Here is an 18,435-nt window from a genome sequence, read left to right as displayed (position 1 = left end):
TGTTCGCGTCCGTCCACGTACTCGCCGGTGTGCGAGGCGCCCCGTGCACTAGCGCCTTGGGCGTTGGTGGTCTGCGCTCCGGTTGGTCTCGGGGCGTGCGTCGGTGTCAGTGGAGTTTGGTAAGAATGCAAGGGTGAGCAGCAAGAACGGGCAGGGGGACGGCGGTGCCGAGGGGGCGCCGCCGGAGCAGCTTGCGCTCATTCGGGAGAGCGTGCGGAAGGCCAAGGAGCCGCGGGCCAAGCCGCGGACGTGGCGGGGGGCCGCCCTGGCCAAGGAGCGGCCGGTTGCGCGGGTGCTCGTGGACAAGGGTGTGCTGCATCTCGACCGGTACTTCGACTACGCCGTTCCCGAGGAGCTGGATGCCGACGCCCAGCCCGGTGTACGGGTGCGGGTTCGGTTCGGGGCCGGGCGGCATCGGGTGCGGGACGGGCGGCGTGAGGGCGGGGGACTGATCGACGGGTTCCTGGTGGAGCGGCTCGCCGAGTCCGACTACTCGGGGCCTCTCGCAGCGCTGGCTCAGGTTGTCTCGCCCGAGCCTGTACTGGGTGAGGAGTTGCTGGGACTCGCACGGGCCGTGGCCGATCGGTATGCGGGGAGTGTGGCCGATGTGCTGCAACTGGCCGTGCCCCCTCGCAACGCGCGGGCGGAGAAGAAGCCGTCGCCCGCGCCGTTGCCGGCACCCGAGGTGCCCGACGCCGGGTCTTGGGCGCGATACGGGCGCGGGGAGGCCTTCGTACGATCGCTCGCGACGGGCGGGGCGCCGCGCGCTGTGTGGAACGCGCTGCCGGGGGCTGGTTGGGCCGAGGAGCTGGCGCGAGCCGTCGGTGCGACGCTCGCTTCGGGGCGAGGCGCCCTGGTCGTCGTACCGGACGGGCGGGCTGTCTCCCGGGTCGATGCCGCGCTGACCTCGCTGCTGGGGGAGGGGCGGCATGCGGTGCTGACGGCCGAGGCCGGGCCCGAGAAGCGGTATCGGCAGTGGCTCGCGGTGCGGCGGGGGTCCGTGCGGGCGGTCGTGGGGACGCGGGCCGCCATGTTCGCACCCGTACGGGATCTGGGGCTCGTCGCCATCTGGGACGACGGGGACGACAGCCACAGCGAGTTGCACGCACCTCAGCCGCATGCGCGGGAAGTACTGCTCCTGCGGGCCGCCCACGACAAGTGCGCGTTTCTGCTGGGGAGTTGGAGCTGCACCGTCGAGGCCGCGCAGCTCGTCGAGAGCGGGTGGGCGGCTCCGCTCGTCGCCGACCGGGAGCAGGTGCGGCGGGCGGCTCCTCTCGTACGGACCGTGAGCGACGGGGATCTCGCGCGGGACGAGGCCGCCCGGGCGGCACGGCTGCCCACGCTCGCATGGCAGGTCGTACGGGAAGGGCTGAGGCACGGTCCGGTGCTGGTGCAGGTGCCCCGGCGTGGCTACGTACCTCGGATGGCGTGTGCCCAGTGCCGGGCGCCCGCGCGGTGCCGGCAGTGTGCCGGGCCTTTGGAAGGCCAGGACGCCGGGGGCCCGCGGTGCGGGTGGTGCGGACGTGATGAGGGCGCCTGGCAGTGTCCCGAATGCGGTGGGTTCCGGCTGCGGGCGCAGGTCGTGGGGGCGCGGCGGACCGCCGAGGAACTGGGCCGCGCGTTTCCGGCCGTGCCCGTGCGAACGTCGGGGCGCGAGCAGGTGCTGGACACGGTTCCGGGAGCCGCCGCGCTCGTCGTCAGCACGCCGGGTGCGGAGCCCGTCGCCGAGGGCGGTTACGCGGCGGCGCTGCTGCTCGACGGCTGGGCGATGCTGGGGCGGCCCGATCTGCGGGCGGGCGAGGAGGCGTTGCGACGGTGGATCGGGGCGGCGGCGCTGGTACGGGAGCAGGGGGTGGGTGGGACGGTCGTGATCGTCGCCGAGCCGACGCTGCGGCCTGTGCAGGCGCTGGTGCGCTGGGATCCCGTCGGGCACGCCGTCCGCGAGCTCGCGGAGCGGGCCGAGCTGGGGTTCCCGCCGGTGTCGCGGATGGCGGCCGTCTCCGGCACGGCGGAGGCGCTCGCCGGGTTCCTGGCCGCGGTCCGACTGCCCAGTGGCGCCGAGCTGTTGGGGCCGGTCCCCCTGCCCGTCACGGACGCCGGGCGGCCTCGGCGTACGGGGGCGCCGCCGGTCGGTGAGCAGTGGGAGCGGGCGTTGATCCGGGTACCGCCGGGGAGTGGAGCGGCGTTGGCCTCCGCGCTGAAATCCGCGCAGGCGGCGCGGATGGCTCAGGGGGGCAGTGAGGTGGTGCGGGTTCGGATCGATCCGCCGGATATTGGGTGACGGGTCGTTGTGATTGCGGTCGGTGGGCGTGGCCACGGCCTTCGCTGGTCGCCGATGCGCGTCTGCCTCCCGACGCTTGTCGGGAGGCAGACGGATGACCGGAGGGCGTCAGCCGCTGCGCGGCCCCGGGAAGGCGCTCGGCCTTGCCTCCTCACGGAGGGTGGGGGTGCCGGCCTTCGGCTGCGCGGGCAAGGGCAGGGAGCGCGCCGCGGGCACCGCGGGGAGACCCGCGTTGACGGCGACCGGACGCGTGCTCGACGACTCCGTGGCGCGCTCGGCCTCGGCGGCGGCCTGTGCGGCGGCGCGGCGGGCGCCGTAACGGCGGTGCACCGCCTGCTTGGTGACTCCGAGTGCGGAGCCCACCGCGTCCCACGAGAAACCCAGTGAGCGATCGAAGTCCACGGCGGCCGTGACCAGGGTTTCGACACTGTCCCGCAACTCCTGGGCGAGGCGGACGGTCGGGGCGGGGGCGCGTCCGTAGACGACGAAGCCCGTGGACGGGCCGGAGCGGCGCGGGCGGTAGACGTTGCCCAACTGTGCGGTGAGCGTGCGCAGTGCGTCCACCTGCCGGCGGACCCGCTCGATGTCCCGCACCAGCAAGTGCAGGCTGGCCCGAGCCTGGGCGTCGTGGGTTGCATGGTCGGCCATGAACAAGCCTCTCGAACCGGCGTTGAAAAGGATCGGGCCGCGACCGCGGCCCGTTGTGGTCAACTCTGTCTTGACCAACGCGGCTGAGGGTGAGTGGTCACGCTGCAGGGGCGCGGGGGCGTGTGCGTACGCCCCCGGCGGTCGGGGGCGCGCGGCGTTCGGATGCGTTCGAGCGCGCGCCGGGCACGTCCTTCTCGTTCGCGCCGGGCACGTCCCTCTCGTCCGCGCCTGCCACGGCCTTCGGTCGGCCGGTTCGCGGCCCGCGCCTTCATCGGGCCGTACGCCCCATAGACTGGTGCGCTGCCCGTCACGTATTCGCCCGAGAGGCCGACTCCCGCCCATGAAGCTCGTCTTCGCAGGTACCCCCGAGGTCGCCGTTCCCGCTCTGGACGCCCTGATCGCCTCCGGGCGGCACGAGGTGGCCGCCGTCGTCACCCGGCCCGACGCCCCGGCGGGACGGGGGCGGAGGCTGATCGCGAGCCCGGTCGCGGAGCGGGCGGAGGAGGCGGGGATCGAGGTGCTGAAGCCGGCGAAGCCCCGGGACGAGGAGTTCCTCGCGCGGCTGCGCGAGATCGCGCCCGACTGCTGCCCCGTGGTGGCTTACGGGGCGCTGTTGCCGCGGGTCGCGCTCGACATCCCCGCCCACGGCTGGGTCAATCTGCATTTCTCGCTGCTGCCCGCCTGGCGCGGTGCGGCGCCCGTGCAGCACGCGCTGATGGCGGGGGACGAGATCACGGGCGCGTCCACCTTCCTGATCGAGGAAGGGCTCGACTCCGGGCCTGTCTACGGGACCGTCACCGAGGAAGTACGGCCCACGGACACCAGCGGGGATCTGCTGACGAGGCTCGCCTTCGCGGGCGCCGGGCTCCTCGCCGCGACGATGGACGGGATCGAGGACGGCACCCTCAAGGCCGTACCGCAGCCTGCGGACGGCGTCACGATCGCTCCGAAGATCACCGTGGAGGACGCCCGGATCGACTGGGACGCGCCCGCGCTGCGCGTCGACCGTGTCGTGCGCGGCTGCACGCCCGCGCCCGGCGCGTGGACCGTCTTCCGCGGCGAGCGTCTCAAGCTCATCCAGGCGGCGCTCGCGCCCGAGCGCACGGACCTCGGCCTCGCCCCGGGCGCGCTGGCCGCCGGCAAGAACAACGTGTACGTCGGTACCGGCTCGCACCCCGTCGAGCTCCTGTGGGTCCAGGCGCAGGGCAAGAAGCCGATGCGCGCCGCGGACTGGGCACGCGGGGTACGGATCGCCTCCGGCGAGCAGGTCGGGCCGTAGCGGGGGAGCGGCGCCACCGCGTCGGCCGGGTAGCGGCACCGCCTGACGGCTCTTGGACGGGCCGGCGTCAATGCGCCGCGTGTGCCTCGTGTCCGCGGCTGTCCGGCTGTCCGGCCCGCCGGCCCTTCTCGACCACCACGAACTGGCCCATCATGCCCTTGTCCTCGTGGTAGAGGAGATGGCAGTGGTACATGTACGGAGTGTCCGGGTCGGCCGGGCCTTCGAAGCGCAGCGCCAGCTTCATCGTCGTACCGCTCGGCACGAAGACCGTGTCCTTGGCGGCGCCGAGCAGATGCGGCGGTGGCGTCTTTCCGTTCACCTCCAGGACGCGGAACTGCACGTCGTGAACATGGAAGTTGTGCGGCATGCCGTTGGTGTTGCGCACGGTCCAGGTCTCGGTGGTGCCCCGGGTGACCGTGTCGTCCACCCGGTCCATGGCCATCTTGTGTCCGTTGATCCCTGACCGCTTCAGGTCGAAGTGGCGGGCGCGCACGGCGTCGGAGCCGTCCGGTATCTCCGGCTCACCCAGCCGCTCCGGCAGCGCGGGTGAGGGGCGGAGCGTGGCCGCGGCCCGCAGTTGCAGGATGTCGAAGGAGTCGTCGCCCCCGCCGAACCGGGTGTTCCAGGCGTCCCCGTAGTTGTCCTGCGGAAAGCTGCGCAGGGTGGTGCGCTCGCCGGGCCGCACCCGTACGACGATCTCGGCGCGCTCCCCGGGCGAGAGCTGCAGCCGGTCGGTCTCCACGGGGCGTTCCAGGAGGCCGCCGTCGGTCGCTATGTGCGCATAGCGTCGGCTGTCGTCGAAGCCGAAGGAGTAGGTGCGGGCCGTCGAGGCGTTGAGCAGGCGCAGCCGCACCAGCTCGTCTCGGACCTCTCGGTACGGATCGAGGGTGCCGTTGACCATGGTGCGGTCGCCGAGGAAGCCGACGTCCTGCATCGTGCCGCGCCGGTCGTCGAACCGATCGCCGTCGAACTTCACGTCCTGGACGATGACGGGCAGGTCGTCGACGCCGTACTTCTTCGGCAGCGGCAGGGCGGAGGACCTCTCGTCGTCGAGCAGGAACATCCCGGCGAGGCCGCGCTGGACGTGCTGCGCCGTGCGCCCGTGCGGATGCGGGTGGTACCAGAGGGTGGCGGCGGGCTGGTCGATCTTCCAGTGCGGGCTCCACGTGGCGCCCGGCCGCACCATCTGGTGCGGGCCGCCGTCCATCCGCGCGGGCAGGTGCATGCCGTGCCAGTGCACGGTCGACGACTCGTCAAGCGAGTTGCGCACCCTGACCTCCACCTTGTCACCGCGTTCGGCGCGCAGGGTCGGGCCGAGGTGATCGCCGTTGAAGCCCCAGGTGGTGGTCCGTCGGCCCGGCCTGAACTCGGTCTCGCCGGCGCGCATTTCCAGGTCGAAGACCTTGGTGCCGTCCGCCTTGACGCGGGTGTGTTCGGCGAGCGGAGGGATGGCCAGTTCGTTGGCGAAGGAGCTCTTGCCGACCGTGCTGATGTCGGCGCCGGTCCACAGCCACGCGAACCCTCCACCGATGGCGGCGAGCAGGACGGCCACCACCGTGCCGAGTGTGATCAGGACCCGCCTGAGCGTGCGGCGCCTGCCCGTGCTCCTCGTCCCCGTTTTCGTCATACCTCGACGGTCTCGGGGCGGCGGCGCCGCGGGTATCCGGGCACCGCCCTGAGCTGCCCCGGGCTTGTCCCCTAAGGGCCTCGGACTCTCGACCCTGGTCGCCGCCGCCCTGCGCGGGCCGGTGCGTTCCAGCCCCTCCCGCCCGGCGCCGCCACCCCGCCCGCGACGTACGCTGGTGACGTAGCCCTTCCAAGATCCGGAGCACCTTTTACGTGAACGAGCAGGACCGTCGTCGTCGCCCGCAGGGCAAGCCCCATCGTCGTCCGAAGAAGGACCCCGTCCGGATGCTCGCCTTCGAGGCGTTGCGGGCTGTCGACGAGCGCGACGCGTACGCCAATCTCGTGCTGCCCCCGCTGCTGCGGAAGGCGCGGCAGAAGGGCGACTTCGACGGGCGGGACGCCGCGCTGGCCACGGAGTTGGTGTACGGCACACTGCGCCGGCAGGGGACGTACGACGCCGTCATCTCGGCCTGTGTGGACCGGCCGTTGCGTGAGGTCGACCCGCCCGTCCTCGATGTGCTGAGCCTCGGCGTGCACCAGCTGCTCGGTACGCGGATTCCGACGCACGCCGCCGTTTCCGCCTCCGTCGAGCTCGCCAGGGTCGTACTCGGCGACGGGCGGGCCAAGTTCGTCAACGCCGTCCTCAGGAAGGTCGCCCAGCACGACCTCGACGGGTGGCTGGAGCGGGTGGCGCCGCCCTACGACGAGGACCCCGAGGATCACCTCGCCGTCGTGCACTCGCATCCGCGATGGATCGTCTCCGCGCTGTGGGACTCGCTCGGCGGGGGGCGTGCCGGGATCGAAGACCTCCTTGAAGCCGACAACGAGCGGCCCGAGGTGACTCTGGTCGCCCGGCCCGGCCGCTCCACCGCCGACGAGCTGCTGGGCGCGCTCGATGACGAGGCCGCTCTGGCCGGGCGCTGGTCACCGTATGCCGTGCGGCTTTCCGAGGGCGGCGAGCCGGGTGCCATCGAGGCCGTGCGCGAAGGCCGGGCCGGAGTGCAGGACGAGGGCAGCCAGCTCGTGGCGCTCGCCCTCGCACGCGCGCCCCTCGACGGGCCGGACAAGATGTGGCTGGACGGCTGCGCCGGTCCCGGCGGCAAGGCGGCGATGCTCGCCGGCCTCGCCGCCGAGCGCGGTGCCGTACTGCTGGCCGCCGAGAAGCAGCCGCACCGAGCCGGCCTCGTGGCGAAGGCGCTCGCCGGGAACCCGGGGCCGTACCAGGTCATCGCCGCCGACGGCACGCGTCCGCCGTGGCGGGCCGGCACGTTCGACCGCGTACTGATGGACGTGCCCTGCACGGGGCTCGGCGCGCTGCGTCGCCGTCCCGAGGCGCGCTGGCGACGCCGGCCCGACGACCTGGACGGCTTCGCGCCGCTGCAGCGCGGACTGCTGCGCACGGCGCTGGCGTCGGTGCGGGTCGGCGGTGTCGTCGGGTACGCCACCTGCTCGCCGCACCTCGCCGAGACCCGTGCGGTCGTCGACGACGTCCTCAAGCAGTACGGCGGCTCCACCGATGGCGGCTCCACCGAGAGCGGCTCCGCCGAACTGCTCGACGCCCGCCCGCTGCTGCCGGGCGTCCCGGCTCTGGGTGACGGCCCCGACGTACAGCTGTGGCCGCATCTGCACGGGACGGATGCGATGTACCTGGCGCTGATCCGTCGAACGGGCTGACGGGCGGATCTGTTGTCAGCGCAGCCGGTCCTTGGCCTTGTAGTACGCCCCGGCGAAGGGCAGGAACCAGGCGGTGCCGTTGTAGAACGGCACCGGAACCTTGGGGAAGCCGAAGTCGCGCAGAGGGTTGGCCTCCGGGTGGCCGTCCATTACCTCGGCCATGGCGCGGCCCATGTAGGTGGCCATCTGGACGCCGTGGCCGCAGTAACCCATTGAGTAGTAAAGGCCGTTGGCCTCGCCCGCGTGCGGAACGCGGTCGTAGGAGAAGCCGACACTGCCGCCCCACACGTAGTCGATCCGCACGTCCGACAACTGCGGGAAGATCTCGGCCAGTTCCTGCTTCAGGACGTCACCGCTCTTGACGTCCGAGGCGGGGTTGGAGGGGGCGAAGCGGGCCCGGCCGCCGAAGGCGAGGCGGTTGTCCGGGGTGAGTCGGACGTAGTGGCCGATGTTCTTGGAGGACACGACCACGCGGTTGTTGGGGATGAGCTGCCGGGCCCGCTCCTCGCCCAGTGGCTCGGTGACGATGACGAAGCTGCCGACGTTGATCAGCCGCTTGCGGAACCAGGGCATGGCCTTGTCGGTGTAGGCGTCGGTGGCCGCCATGACCTGCTTGGCGCGGATGGTGCCGTGCAGGGTCTCGACGAGGAAACCGCCCTCGGGGATGCGGTGCAACGCGGTGGCGGCGTTGCGTTCATGGATCTGAGCCCCGGCGCGTTCCGCGGCATCGGCCAGGCCATGGACGTATTTGCCGACGTGAAGGTGCGCGCTGAGCGGGTCGAGCAGGGCTCCGTGGTAGTAGTCGGAGCCCAGCTCGGCACGCAGATCGTTCTTGCTCAGCAGCGTGGTGTCGTGGCCGAAGTTGTCGGCCAGGTCGCGCTGCTTGGCCCGCATGCTCTCGAAGTGCTGCGGCTTGAACGCGACTCCCAGACGCCCCACGCGGTGGAAGTCGCAGTCGATCTGCTCCTTGACCGTCAGCTCCTCCACCAGGTCCACCGCCTCGCGGAAGGCGTCGTACAGTTCCCGGGCCCGCGGCTGCCCGTAGCGCTTGCGCGCCTCGGCGGGGCTGATGGTGATGCCCTGGGTGCACATGCTGCCGTTGCGCCCGGAGGCGCCCGAGCCGACCTTGTCCTTCTCCACGAGGACGACGTGGGCGCCCTTGCGTGCCGCGTGGTAGGCGGTGGACAGGCCGGTGAGGCCGCCGCCGATGACCACCAGGTCCGCCTGCTCGGGCAGGGGCTTGCCGGTCCGGTCGGGGAAGGCAGGGGCTGTGTCGAGCCAGTAGGGGATCTGCTTCATGACGTACGTCCTCGGGTCTTCCTGGTCGTCCGGGGGTGTTTTTCTGGGTCCCGGCCTCAGCAGCCGAGCAGGGCCGGCAGGCCGGACAGGTCGGGCAGCTCGTCGAAGGGCTGGTAGTCGGCGCTGCCGCGGGCGCCGATGGAGCCGTTGTGGCCGTAGCGGTTGATCCACACGCGGCGAGCGAGGCCGAGGTCGCGGGTGGGGATGAGGTCGTACTCCCAGCCCTGGGCGACGTGGATGACCTGGGCGGGGTCGATGTCCATGGTCTGGAAGGCGTACTCGAAGGTCTGCCGGGACGGCTTGTACGCCTTGGCCTGCTGGGCGGTGATGACATGGTCGAACTCGACGCCGATGTTGGCCAGGTTCTGGGCGATGAGGTCGTCGTCCGTGTTGGAGATGATGGCGATCTCGTACCGGGACTTCAGCGCCTGCAGGGCGGCCGGGACCTCGGGGTGGGGGCCGAAGGTGGGCACGGCCGCGACCAGGGCTTCGCCGTCGGACTTCCGGTACTCCAGGCCGTGCAGACGCATCGCTATCTCCAGGCTGGAGGGCAGCACCTCGTGGAAGGGGCGGTAGGCCTCCAGGACGGCGTGGAACCGCATGATGCGGAAGTCGTCGAGGAACTCGTCGACGTTCAGGCGGTCCAGGTCCAGCCGGTCGGACAGGACCTTCAGCGTGGTGGGGCCGAGCTGGAAGTCGACCAGGGTGCCGTAGGCATCGAAGGTGACGATCTGACGCATGGTGTTCAACCTCTTTCCGGGCATATTGGACACCCCGTTCACCGGGAGTCACGACCTCGNCCCGTTCACCGGGAGTCACGACCTCGTCGAGTGCGGCCAGGTCGGCCGCATCGGGGGTTCAGGAGGCTGCCGCGGCGTTGGCGGCGACCTGTTTAGGGGGGCATGGGGGCATGGGGGCATGGGGGCTGAGGGGGTGCCCGAGGGGCCGCCGCTGGAGGACGAGCCCCCGGACAGTGCCGGGGACGGCGAACGCTGATCAGGCAGTCGGCGGCAGCACCATTACTGCTCCGAGTGCGATGAGCCTTTCTCCTGCCCGAGGTGATGCGTCAGTGAAGCACCGTGGAGAATCCGGCAACAAGGGACGTGAGGCCGCGAGATCGACCGCGAATTTTGTGCCTGTGCACAATCTCTGTCAGGGACCCGTGCAGTTCCTGCGCCGCTGCCCGGCGGCGTGACCGGGCTGTCGGCCGCCAAGGCTGCCGTCCCCATGAAGGGCATGTGGCCTCTGACCGCCACGCTTTGGCTCCAGCAATCTCGGTCGCGGCCCCCGGCCGGTTGCCGCAACCCGTCCACCAATCGGTGGATCAGGACACCGTCGCCCGGAAGCGGGCGCCCGCGTCCGTCTCCAGCCAAGCCAGCGCGAGGACCAGCCGGGCGGCGTCGTTCGGTCTGGACAGCTTCAGCCCGGTCGCCTCCTCCACGGCCTGCAGGCGATTGCCCACCGTGTTCCGGTGACGGTAGGTGCGTGCGGCCACCTCAGCGACCGAGCCCAGGTCGAGGTACCAGCGCAGGGTCTCGACGATGCTGTCGCGGTCGCGCAGCTCGAGGAGTGGGCGCAGCACGCCAGTGGCCATCGCACCGGTGAGCTCCTCCTGCGCCGACATGATCGCACCGATCCAGTGGCCCTCCACGTGCCGCACTCCGGGCTGCGCGGAGCTGCGGATCGCGGCACGTGCGAACCGGATGCCCCGCGCCGTCAGCGCCAACCCGGGGACTTCCGCGACGCCGCACCGCCACGGGGCGAACGGCCGGAGCATGGCAAGCATGGCCTCTTCATCGCACCGTCCGTGACCGATGATGCCAAGGAGTTCGTCACCCATCCATCCGAAGTGACGCAGCAGGCCGCCCCGACGCAGCGCATCGTCGACCTGGGACAGAGCCGGGTCCCCGGTAGGAACGGATTCGACCACGACCACGGTCAGGGCGACGTGCTCGGAGAAGCCCAGCAACGTCGAGGCCTCGGCGACCGTGGAGGGATCCTGCTCCCCTTCCAGGACGAGGCGACTGAAGGCGCGGTTGCGCACCTCCGTACGACGGCTCGCCAGGTCGCGCTCGGTGCGGCGGTAGGCGTCGACGACCTCGACGCTGTTGGCTTCCGTCGCCTCCCAGACGCGGATCAACCCGTCGAGGAAGTCGGGATCGGCGCTGATGCCACGTGCTCGCCCCTCCGCGAGCACCGCCTCCCACAGGGTCCTGAGGTCCAGCTGGAAGGAGTGCATCAGAGCGGTCAGGGGAAACGCCTGCTCCGCTCGCTCGCGCCCCACGTCCTCGGTGGCGCGCGAGACCGTCCGGGGCACGGGACCGCCGGCCAGCCGGGTCAGGGCGAGTTCGAGGGTTCGTCGCATCCCCTCCCGTTTCTGGACCGGATCCCAGTCCGGCGACGCGTAGGCGGCCTCCTCGGCTTCCAGCTGTTCGAGAGCATGAGAGGTCAGTTCGTCGAGTCGTTCCTCGAGGAGCCGGCGCGCGATCGCCTGCACGGCGTCGTGGCGGGCCCCACCCTGACGGCGTCCCGGGCCGCTCACGAGGACCGCCTCTCCCGACGACAGCCGTCACCGGACGGATACGGGGCCGTCTCCGGGAGATGCCGCTGACATGCCGGTGGGGTTCCCTGACAGAAATTGTGCACAGGCACAAAATACGGGGTCGATGTCGCGGCCTCGCGTCCCTTGTTGCCGGATTCTCCGCGGTGTTTCACTGACGCATCACCTCGGGCTGGAGAGGGCTCGGGACTTGACCACGCACTTGGAGCAGCTATGGCGCTTCCGTAAGCACCTGATCCCCAGTCCGTCACCTTGAGTAGGCGCTGCTGAGGGGCGCCGCGTCCCTCGGGTCAGTCTCAGCCTTCGGTTACGGGACCCACCGGGAGGCGATGACCAAGGAGGCCGAGCCAACCGGTTCGCCAGGCAGAGCGGCATCGAGATCACCCAGGACTCCCCCAGAGACTACGCCGAGCTCAAGGTGAGGGTCGAGGACCAGAACGTCGCCTGGGACGTCATGACCGCCGCCGCGTGAGCTGATGACCGGTCTCGATGAGCGCTCAGCCTTTGACGGACGGCCCACCTCGGACCTGATCGCCGACCAGGTGTTGGAGCGCGTCCTGGCCCGGGCCCCTGCAGCCGTCGGAGTGGGGCATCGAGGGGAAGCACCAAACGGGGGAGTTCGCCCTGGACCTTCGGTCGTCGACGTGGTCGAGATCTGCGCAGCCCGTGAAGCGATCGAGACACAGCCGCAGCAGCCCTGCCCGCCTCCTCCCAGGAACCGCATCGTGATGAGCGACCTGACGACGATAGAGAGAACGCACCGATGACCTCAGCGACCACCACCGGCCAGGACGGAACGACCATCCCCGGTCACGCCGGCCCACTGCCGGGCTCGCTCCTCGATCACGTGCTGCGGCAGTCCTTCGGACTCGAGGGATACGTCCAGCACCCACTGGGAGGGGAGGTCGACCAGAACGTCCGGATCACCGGCGATGACGGCATGCGCTACTTCGTACGGGTCACCCGCGCGGAGCCGGACTCAGCCGACGTCCTCTGGCAGAACTCGCTCCTCCAGCATCTGGCCTCCACCGTTCCCGACCTTCCGGTGCCACGACTGGTCCCGACGCGCGAGGGGAAGTGCCTTGCCGACGTCGTCCACGAGGGCCGAACGCACGTGGTCCGCGTGATGAGCTGGCTTGAGGGCCGGGTCCTGGCGGATCTCGACGACCATCCCGCGGCGCTTCTGCGTCAGCTGGGAGAAGCCGCTGGGCGGCTGAGCCTCGGACTCTCCAGCATGGAGCCACCGGTGGGCTTGGAACCGCACGACTGGGACATGCGCCGGGCCGCTGAGATCGTCGAGGCGTCGCTGCACGCTGTACAGGACGCGGACCGGCGGGAGTTGGTGCGCACGATCATGGGCTGGTACGACGATCTCCTGCCGGCATGGGACCGACTGCCGCGGAGCGTCGTACACCAGGATCTCAATGACGCCAACGTCCTCGCCGACGCTGACGAGGACGGGGTGCTGCGGATCTCGGGCATCGTCGACCTGGGCGACTCGCTCTACAGCGTGCGCGCGGCGGAGGTGGCGATCGCGGCGGGCTACGCCATGGTCCGCAAGGCCGACCCGCTCGCTGCGGCGGCCGAAGTCGTGGCCGGCTTCCACTCGGTGCTCCCCCTCACGGCTGAGGAACTGGCGGCTGTCTATCCGTTGGCGGCCGCCCGGCTGTGCATGAACGCCGTGACGTGGACGCGCCGGGTCGCCGAGAGCGGCACGCCGTACGGGCGGACCCGCGTGCAACACACCTGGCCGGCGATCGCGCAGGTGGCCGAGGTTTGTCCCGACGTCGCCGAGGCGACGTTCCGGGTCGCGTGTGGGCTCCCCCGGACGCGGGAGCAGCGGGGTTTGGAAGAGGTCTTGGCAGAGGCGGCCCAAGACGGTGCCTTGAACGCACCGGCCCCGCAGCTGCTCGACCTGCGACCGGCAAGTGATCTCTACGACGAAGTCGACTGGCACGATGCGAGGGCGGTGCGCGCGAGCATCGACGACGTTCTCGACGGACGGCGGCGGCCGGGCTACGTGCCCCACCTCAGCGCATCGCTGCTCCTGGGGGGCCGGCGCCGCCCAGGAGCCGACGAGCCCGCGACGGTTCTGGTCGGCGGCTTGCTGGTCGTGGCCGACGCCGAGGAGGTCGCCAGCCCGCTGTCCGGCGTCGTCGAGGCCCGCGGTGGCCCCGGTATGCCGTTGGTGCTGCGACATGCGGTCGAAGGGCTGGAGTTCTGGACGTGCTGGTGGGGACTCGACGACTCGCCGCCGGTTGCGGCGAGCGTCCCGGCCGGGGCGCCGTTGGGACGCGCCGGCGCGAGCGACGAGGCGGACCCGCTCGGGCCCTGCGTCCAGGTGCAGGTCCACCGCACCGCACGGATGGCCACATGGCCGCCGCCTCGTGCCGTGCCGCCCTCCGCACGGCAGGTGTGGAGCCACCTGTCACCCGACCCCGCCCGGCTCTTCGGGGTCACCGAGTCCCCCGCCGCGGTCCCCACCATCGACGACGTCGTCTCAGTACGCCGTCGCCACATCGCTCGCTCCCAGCGCAACTACTACCGCAACCCGATGAACCTTGTGCGTGGGCGGGGTGTGTGGTTCCACGACGAGGACGGCCTGGCCTATCTGGACTCGCTGAACAACGTCACCCACGTCGGCCATGCCGAGCCACGGGTGACGGCCGCCGCCACCCGACAGCTGCGCAAGCTCAACACCAACAGCCGTTTCGTCTACCCGCAGATCGCCAGTTACGTGCGGAAGCTGGTAGCCACGCTGCCCGACCCGCTCGAGGTCGTCTTCCTCGTGTGCACGGGCAGCGAGGCGAACGACCTGGCGCTGCGGATCGCCCGCCAGGTGACAGGTCGTCAGCACATCGTCAACATCGACGGCGCGTACCACGGAAACACCGGTGTGGTGACCGGGATCAGCCCGAACCGTTACAAGGGCCCCGGCGGCGCCGGCGCACCCGCGACCACCCACGAGGTCGTCATCCCGGACCGCTACCGCAGCACCTACGGATACGACGACGCGGACGCCGGAGCCAAGTACGCGCGCGACGCCGCGGCCGTCATCGAGCGGATCACGGCCGACGGCCGACCCCCAGCCGCCTTCATCGCCGAGTCCCTGATGGGATCGGGTGGGAACATCGTGTTCCCCGACGGCTACCTCGATGGCGTGTTCACCGCTGCCAGGCGGGCGGGCGCCCTGTGCATCTCCGACGAGGTCCAGGTCGGCGTCGGACGACTCGGACCCTGGTGGGGTTTCGAGCTCCAGGGGGTGGTCCCGGACATCGTCACGATGGGCAAGCCGCTCGGGAACGGGCATCCCCTCGCGGCGGTGGTCACGACTCGGGAGATCGCCGACGCGTTCGACACGGGCATGAAGTACTTCAACACCTTCGGCGGCAACCCGGTCTCCTGCGCGATCGGCGAGGCCGTGCTCGACATCGTCGAGCAGGATGGACTGAGGGAGAACGCCGTGAGCGTGGGCGGGTACTTCGCCCAGTCGCTGCGCGAGCTCCAGCAGCGCCAACCGCTCATCGGTGACGTGCGGGCAGAAGGGCTCTACCTCGGCGTCGAACTGGTCCGTAACCGCACCACCAGAATGCCGGCCACTGAGCAGGCCTTCATGGTCACCGAGCTCATGAAGGAGCGAGGCGTCATCGTCTTCCCCAATGGTGTGCACGACAACGTATTGAAGATCAAACCGCCCATGACCTTCCGCCGCGAGCACGTGGATCTCTACGTCGACGCGCTGGACGAGGTCCTGTCCCTGCCCGAGCTGCGCTCGGCCGTTCAGTCCTGAGACGGGCAACCGTCGTCCAGGAACTCCTGAACGACCTCCTGCTCTCACGCCGCGACCGCCGCTGCCAACGACGGAAGAAACCACCGCGGAACACCTTCGAAGCCAAACGCCGGGACGAGCCCCGCCCTCCCAGCCACGTCAGCTACACGCTCAAAGTCCTCCAGGCACGCCGTCCGGCCTCCGCGCTCGCCGGGTCCCGGTTCGGGTCGTACGTTGCCCTTATGGCATGGCGCAAGAACGTCAATGACACCTTGAGGCGGCTCACGGGCTACGAACTCCGTCGCTTGAGGCCCGCCACGTCCCCACCGAGGCCCCAGGGGAGTCCTACCCGCCCCGCGTTTCCCGCCGACTACGACGACACGGCCAAGGACGTCATCCGGGCGGTGTCTCCCTACACGATGACCTCACCCGAACGGCTCAATGCCCTGATTCTGGCCACCCGTTACGTCAGTCGGCACAACATCGCCGGTGACATCGTCGAGTGCGGAGTGTGGCGGGGCGGCAGTATGCAGGCGGCAGCTCGCACCCTGCTGAGCCTGCACGACACCGAGCGGCACCTGTACCTCTTCGACACCTTCGAGGGCATGCCGGAGCCGACCGACAAGGACCTTCGCCGGGACGGTGAACTGGCCGCGGATCTGCTCGCCAGACAGGACAGGAGCCGCCCCATCTGGGCCGTCGCCACTCTGGAAGACGTCAAAGAGGGCTTTCAGCGGGTTCCGTACCCCGCGGATCGCGTCCACTTCGTTCCAGGGCTTGTGGAGGACACCATCCCCGCCGAGGCCCCCGAGCGGATCTCGATTCTGCGGCTCGACACCGACTGGTACGCCTCCACCCGCCACGAACTGGAGCACCTCTACTCGCGGCTGGTCAGTGGCGGCGTCCTCCTCATCGACGACTACGGCTGGTGGCAGGGGTCCAGGGCCGCGGTGGACGAGTTCCTGGAGAAGACGGGCGCCCGGCTCCTGTTGCTCCGGATGGATGAGGGTCGCATCGCGGTCAAGCCATAAGTGCCGGGCGCCGAGGATCACTTCACCGAGCCGGCCATCACTCCCTCCACCAAATGGCGCTGGAACACGAAGAACACCACGAGCGGCACGGTCAGTGACAGGAAGGCCCCCGGCGCGAGCACATCGATGTTCGAGCCGAACTGGCGCACCTGGGACTGCAGCGCCACCGTCAGCGGCTGGGAGGCGCTGTCGGCGAAGATCAGCGACACCAGCATGTCGTTCCACACCCACAGGAACTGGAAGACGGCGAGGCTCGCGATAGCGGGGCGGCCCATGGGCAGGATCAGCCGCCAGAAGATCAGCCAGTCGCCGCCGCCGTCCATCCGGGCGGCCTCGAGCATCTCCGCGGGGATCTCCGCGAAGTAGTTGCGCAGCAGGAACACCGCGAACGGCAGGCCGTAGGCGACGTGGAAGAGAATCACGCCGGGGATCGAGCCGAAGAGGCCGAGGGTGCCGAAGAGCTTGGCGACCGGCAGCAGGCCGATCTGCACGGGCACCACCAGCATGCCGACGACCAGGAGGAACACCCAGTCGCGGCCGGGGAACTTCAGCCAGGCGAAGGCGTACCCGGCGAGTGCGGCGATCACCACGACCAAGACCGTGGCCGGCACCGAGATCAGTACGGTGTTCAGGAACGCCCGGCTCATCCCGCTGTCGCCGAGCAACTTGGTGTAGTTGTCGAACGACAACTGGCCCGGGTGGAGGAGCGCCGTCCACCAACCGCTGTTCTCCTGCTCGCCGGAGGCTCGCAGCGACGAGACGAACAGGCCCACCGTCGGCGTGAGCCAGATGAGTGCGACGATCGCCAGTACCGTCTGCACGGCGCCGTTGCGGAGCAGACCGATGACCCGCTGGGCCACCGACTCGCGCGGCTTCGGCGAACTCTGGGGAACGGTGGTCCCGGGTCCGGCGCCGACGGGGGCGGACGGCCTCTCGACAAAGCTTTCGGCGGCCATCAGCGACTCCTGCGGAAGCGTCGGATGTTGATTGCCATCGCCGGGATGACGAGCAGCAGCAGGACGACACCGATGGCGCTGCCGAGGCCCTGGTTGTTGCCGCCGCCGAAGGACACCAGCCACATCTGCAGTGCCAGCACGTTGGCGTCCTGCTGCACCGGGCCCGGCGCGATGATGTAGACGAGGTCGAAGACCTTCATCACGTTGATGATCAGGGTGACGAACACCACGCTCAGCACGGGGCCGAGCAGCGGGACGGTGATCTTGCGGAACACCTGCCACTCGTTGGCCCCGTCCATCCGGGCGGCCTCCAGCGTCTCCCTCGGCAGCGCCGCCAGACCGGCGCCGATCAGGACCATGGAGAAGCCGGCCCACACCCACAGATAGGCAGCCATGATCGCGGGAGTGATGAGGGCCTCGCCGAGCCAGCTCACTCCCGCGTACGGCTGGGCGAAGTTCTTGGCGGGCACGGTCACCCCGAACGGGCCACTGCCCTTGTCCGGGAAGTGAAATGCGCCGTCGGGTCCGGTGGTGGCCGTGGCGACCGTGCGTCCGTCGCGGGTGAGCTGGACCGTGACACCCGGCAGGCCCTTCTCGCCCTTGTCGACCCGGTCCGGCTTGCCGCCGCCGCCCAGTGCGAAGTCCAGGTACACCACTCCTGACACGGAATCCGGCGTGCGGGTGGTGGGCGCCGCGACCGCCTGCTTGGCGTCCGCGGGCAGCTTGGCCGGCGTGATACCCACCAGGCCCAGCGTGACCGGGGATCCCGGCTCGGCCCGGTGCACCGCCGTGTAGTCGCCGTTCTTCTCGGTGCTCAGTGTCTTGCCGTCCCGCGGCCGGGCCCCGGGGTAGGCGGGGGTGCCGGTGAAGGCGTCGTGGACGCCGACGGTGGCGGCGTTGAGGATGCCCTGCTGGGGATCCTCGTCGTACACGAGCCGGAACGTGATGCCGGCGGCCAGGAAGGACACCGCCATCGGCATGAAGATGATCAGCTTGAAGGCGGTGGCCCAGCGGATCTTCTCGGTCAGCACCGCCAGTACGAGCCCGATGCCGGTCAGCAGCGCGGGCACGACCAGCACCCAGGTGGCTGTGTTGCGCAGGGCGATGAGGGTGTTGTGGTCCTGGAACAGCTCGGCGTAGTTGGACAGGCCGACGAATTGGCTGCCCTGTGCGTCGAAGGTGGAGCGGACGACGGAGTAGAGGATGGGGTAGCCCACCAGCGCTCCCAGCAGCACGAGGGCCGGGAGGGCGAAGAGGACGGCGGTGACCATGGAGCGCCGCTTTCGGCGGACGCCGGCGGCCCGATGGGCCG

12 protein-coding genes are annotated in these 18,435 nt (G+C 70.5%); 5 read left to right on the top strand and 7 right to left on the bottom strand.

Translation table 11 applies throughout. The annotated features are described in order from the left end of the window. The first annotated feature begins 133 nt into the window (after positions 1-133). Entirely contained in the window at positions 134-2,281 is a 2,148-nt protein-coding gene (locus FGD71_RS24550) for a primosomal protein N' (RefSeq protein ID WP_119102674.1), read from the top strand. 108 nt (positions 2,282-2,389) lie between these two features. On the opposite strand, the gene FGD71_RS24545 is transcribed toward FGD71_RS24550, so the two are convergent. Then, entirely contained in the window at positions 2,390-2,929 is a 540-nt protein-coding gene (locus tag FGD71_RS24545; protein WP_119102673.1) for a hypothetical protein, read from the bottom strand. A 340-nt stretch (positions 2,930-3,269) separates the two neighbouring features. Between FGD71_RS24545 and fmt the strand changes: the two genes are divergently transcribed. Continuing rightward, positions 3,270-4,208 (top strand): methionyl-tRNA formyltransferase, encoded by a 939-nt coding sequence (gene fmt / locus FGD71_RS24540; protein WP_119102672.1) that lies wholly within the window; start codon positions 3,270-3,272, stop codon positions 4,206-4,208. Positions 4,209-4,275: 67 nt separating this feature from the next. On the opposite strand, the gene FGD71_RS24535 is transcribed toward fmt, so the two are convergent. Then, entirely contained in the window at positions 4,276-5,835 is a 1,560-nt protein-coding gene (locus FGD71_RS24535; RefSeq protein WP_119102671.1) for a multicopper oxidase family protein, read from the bottom strand. Between the two features lie 212 nt (positions 5,836-6,047). Between FGD71_RS24535 and FGD71_RS24530 the strand changes: the two genes are divergently transcribed. Further along, positions 6,048-7,508, top strand: a complete 1,461-nt coding sequence (locus FGD71_RS24530) for an RsmB/NOP family class I SAM-dependent RNA methyltransferase (RefSeq protein ID WP_119102670.1) — start codon at positions 6,048-6,050, stop codon at positions 7,506-7,508. A gap of 15 nt (positions 7,509-7,523) precedes the next feature. Here FGD71_RS24530 and FGD71_RS24525 read toward each other — a convergent pair whose 3' ends face one another. From FGD71_RS24525 to FGD71_RS24510, 3 genes are all read right to left on the bottom strand, one after another. After that, entirely contained in the window at positions 7,524-8,807 is a 1,284-nt protein-coding gene (locus tag FGD71_RS24525; RefSeq protein WP_119102669.1) for an NAD(P)/FAD-dependent oxidoreductase, read from the bottom strand. A gap of 56 nt (positions 8,808-8,863) precedes the next feature. Then, positions 8,864-9,547: a haloacid dehalogenase type II gene (locus tag FGD71_RS24520; protein ID WP_119102687.1), complete on the bottom strand. Its 684-nt coding sequence runs from the start codon at positions 9,545-9,547 to the stop codon at positions 8,864-8,866. A gap of 584 nt (positions 9,548-10,131) precedes the next feature. Beyond that, the gene (locus FGD71_RS24510; RefSeq protein ID WP_119102668.1) at positions 10,132-11,349 is read right to left on the bottom strand and encodes a PucR family transcriptional regulator; all 1,218 of its coding nucleotides are present in this window, start codon (positions 11,347-11,349) and stop codon (positions 10,132-10,134) included. Positions 11,350-12,130: 781 nt separating this feature from the next. On the opposite strand from FGD71_RS24510, the gene FGD71_RS24505 reads away from it, so the two are divergent. Both FGD71_RS24505 and FGD71_RS24500 read left to right on the top strand, forming a co-directional pair. After that, the gene (locus tag FGD71_RS24505; protein WP_119102667.1) at positions 12,131-15,157 is read left to right on the top strand and encodes an aminotransferase class III-fold pyridoxal phosphate-dependent enzyme; all 3,027 of its coding nucleotides are present in this window, start codon (positions 12,131-12,133) and stop codon (positions 15,155-15,157) included. Positions 15,158-15,378: 221 nt separating this feature from the next. Continuing rightward, positions 15,379-16,167, top strand: a complete 789-nt coding sequence (locus FGD71_RS24500) for a TylF/MycF/NovP-related O-methyltransferase (RefSeq protein WP_119102666.1) — start codon at positions 15,379-15,381, stop codon at positions 16,165-16,167. Positions 16,168-16,184: 17 nt separating this feature from the next. Here FGD71_RS24500 and FGD71_RS24495 read toward each other — a convergent pair whose 3' ends face one another. Beyond that, positions 16,185-17,123 carry a carbohydrate ABC transporter permease gene (locus tag FGD71_RS24495; protein ID WP_119102665.1) on the bottom strand — a complete coding sequence of 313 codons (939 nt, stop codon included), beginning with the start codon at positions 17,121-17,123 and terminating at the stop codon, positions 16,185-16,187. Next, on the bottom strand, positions 17,123-18,435 hold a 1,313-nt coding region (locus FGD71_RS24490; protein ID WP_240436739.1), incomplete at its 5' end, for an ABC transporter permease. The genes FGD71_RS24490 and FGD71_RS24495, both read right to left, overlap by 1 nt.

The sequence above is a fragment of the Streptomyces sporangiiformans genome (genome assembly GCF_005768555.2).
GTDB classification, from domain to species: Bacteria; Actinomycetota; Actinomycetes; order Streptomycetales; family Streptomycetaceae; genus Streptomyces; species Streptomyces sporangiiformans.
This window is presented reverse-complemented; position numbering and strand designations above follow the sequence as displayed.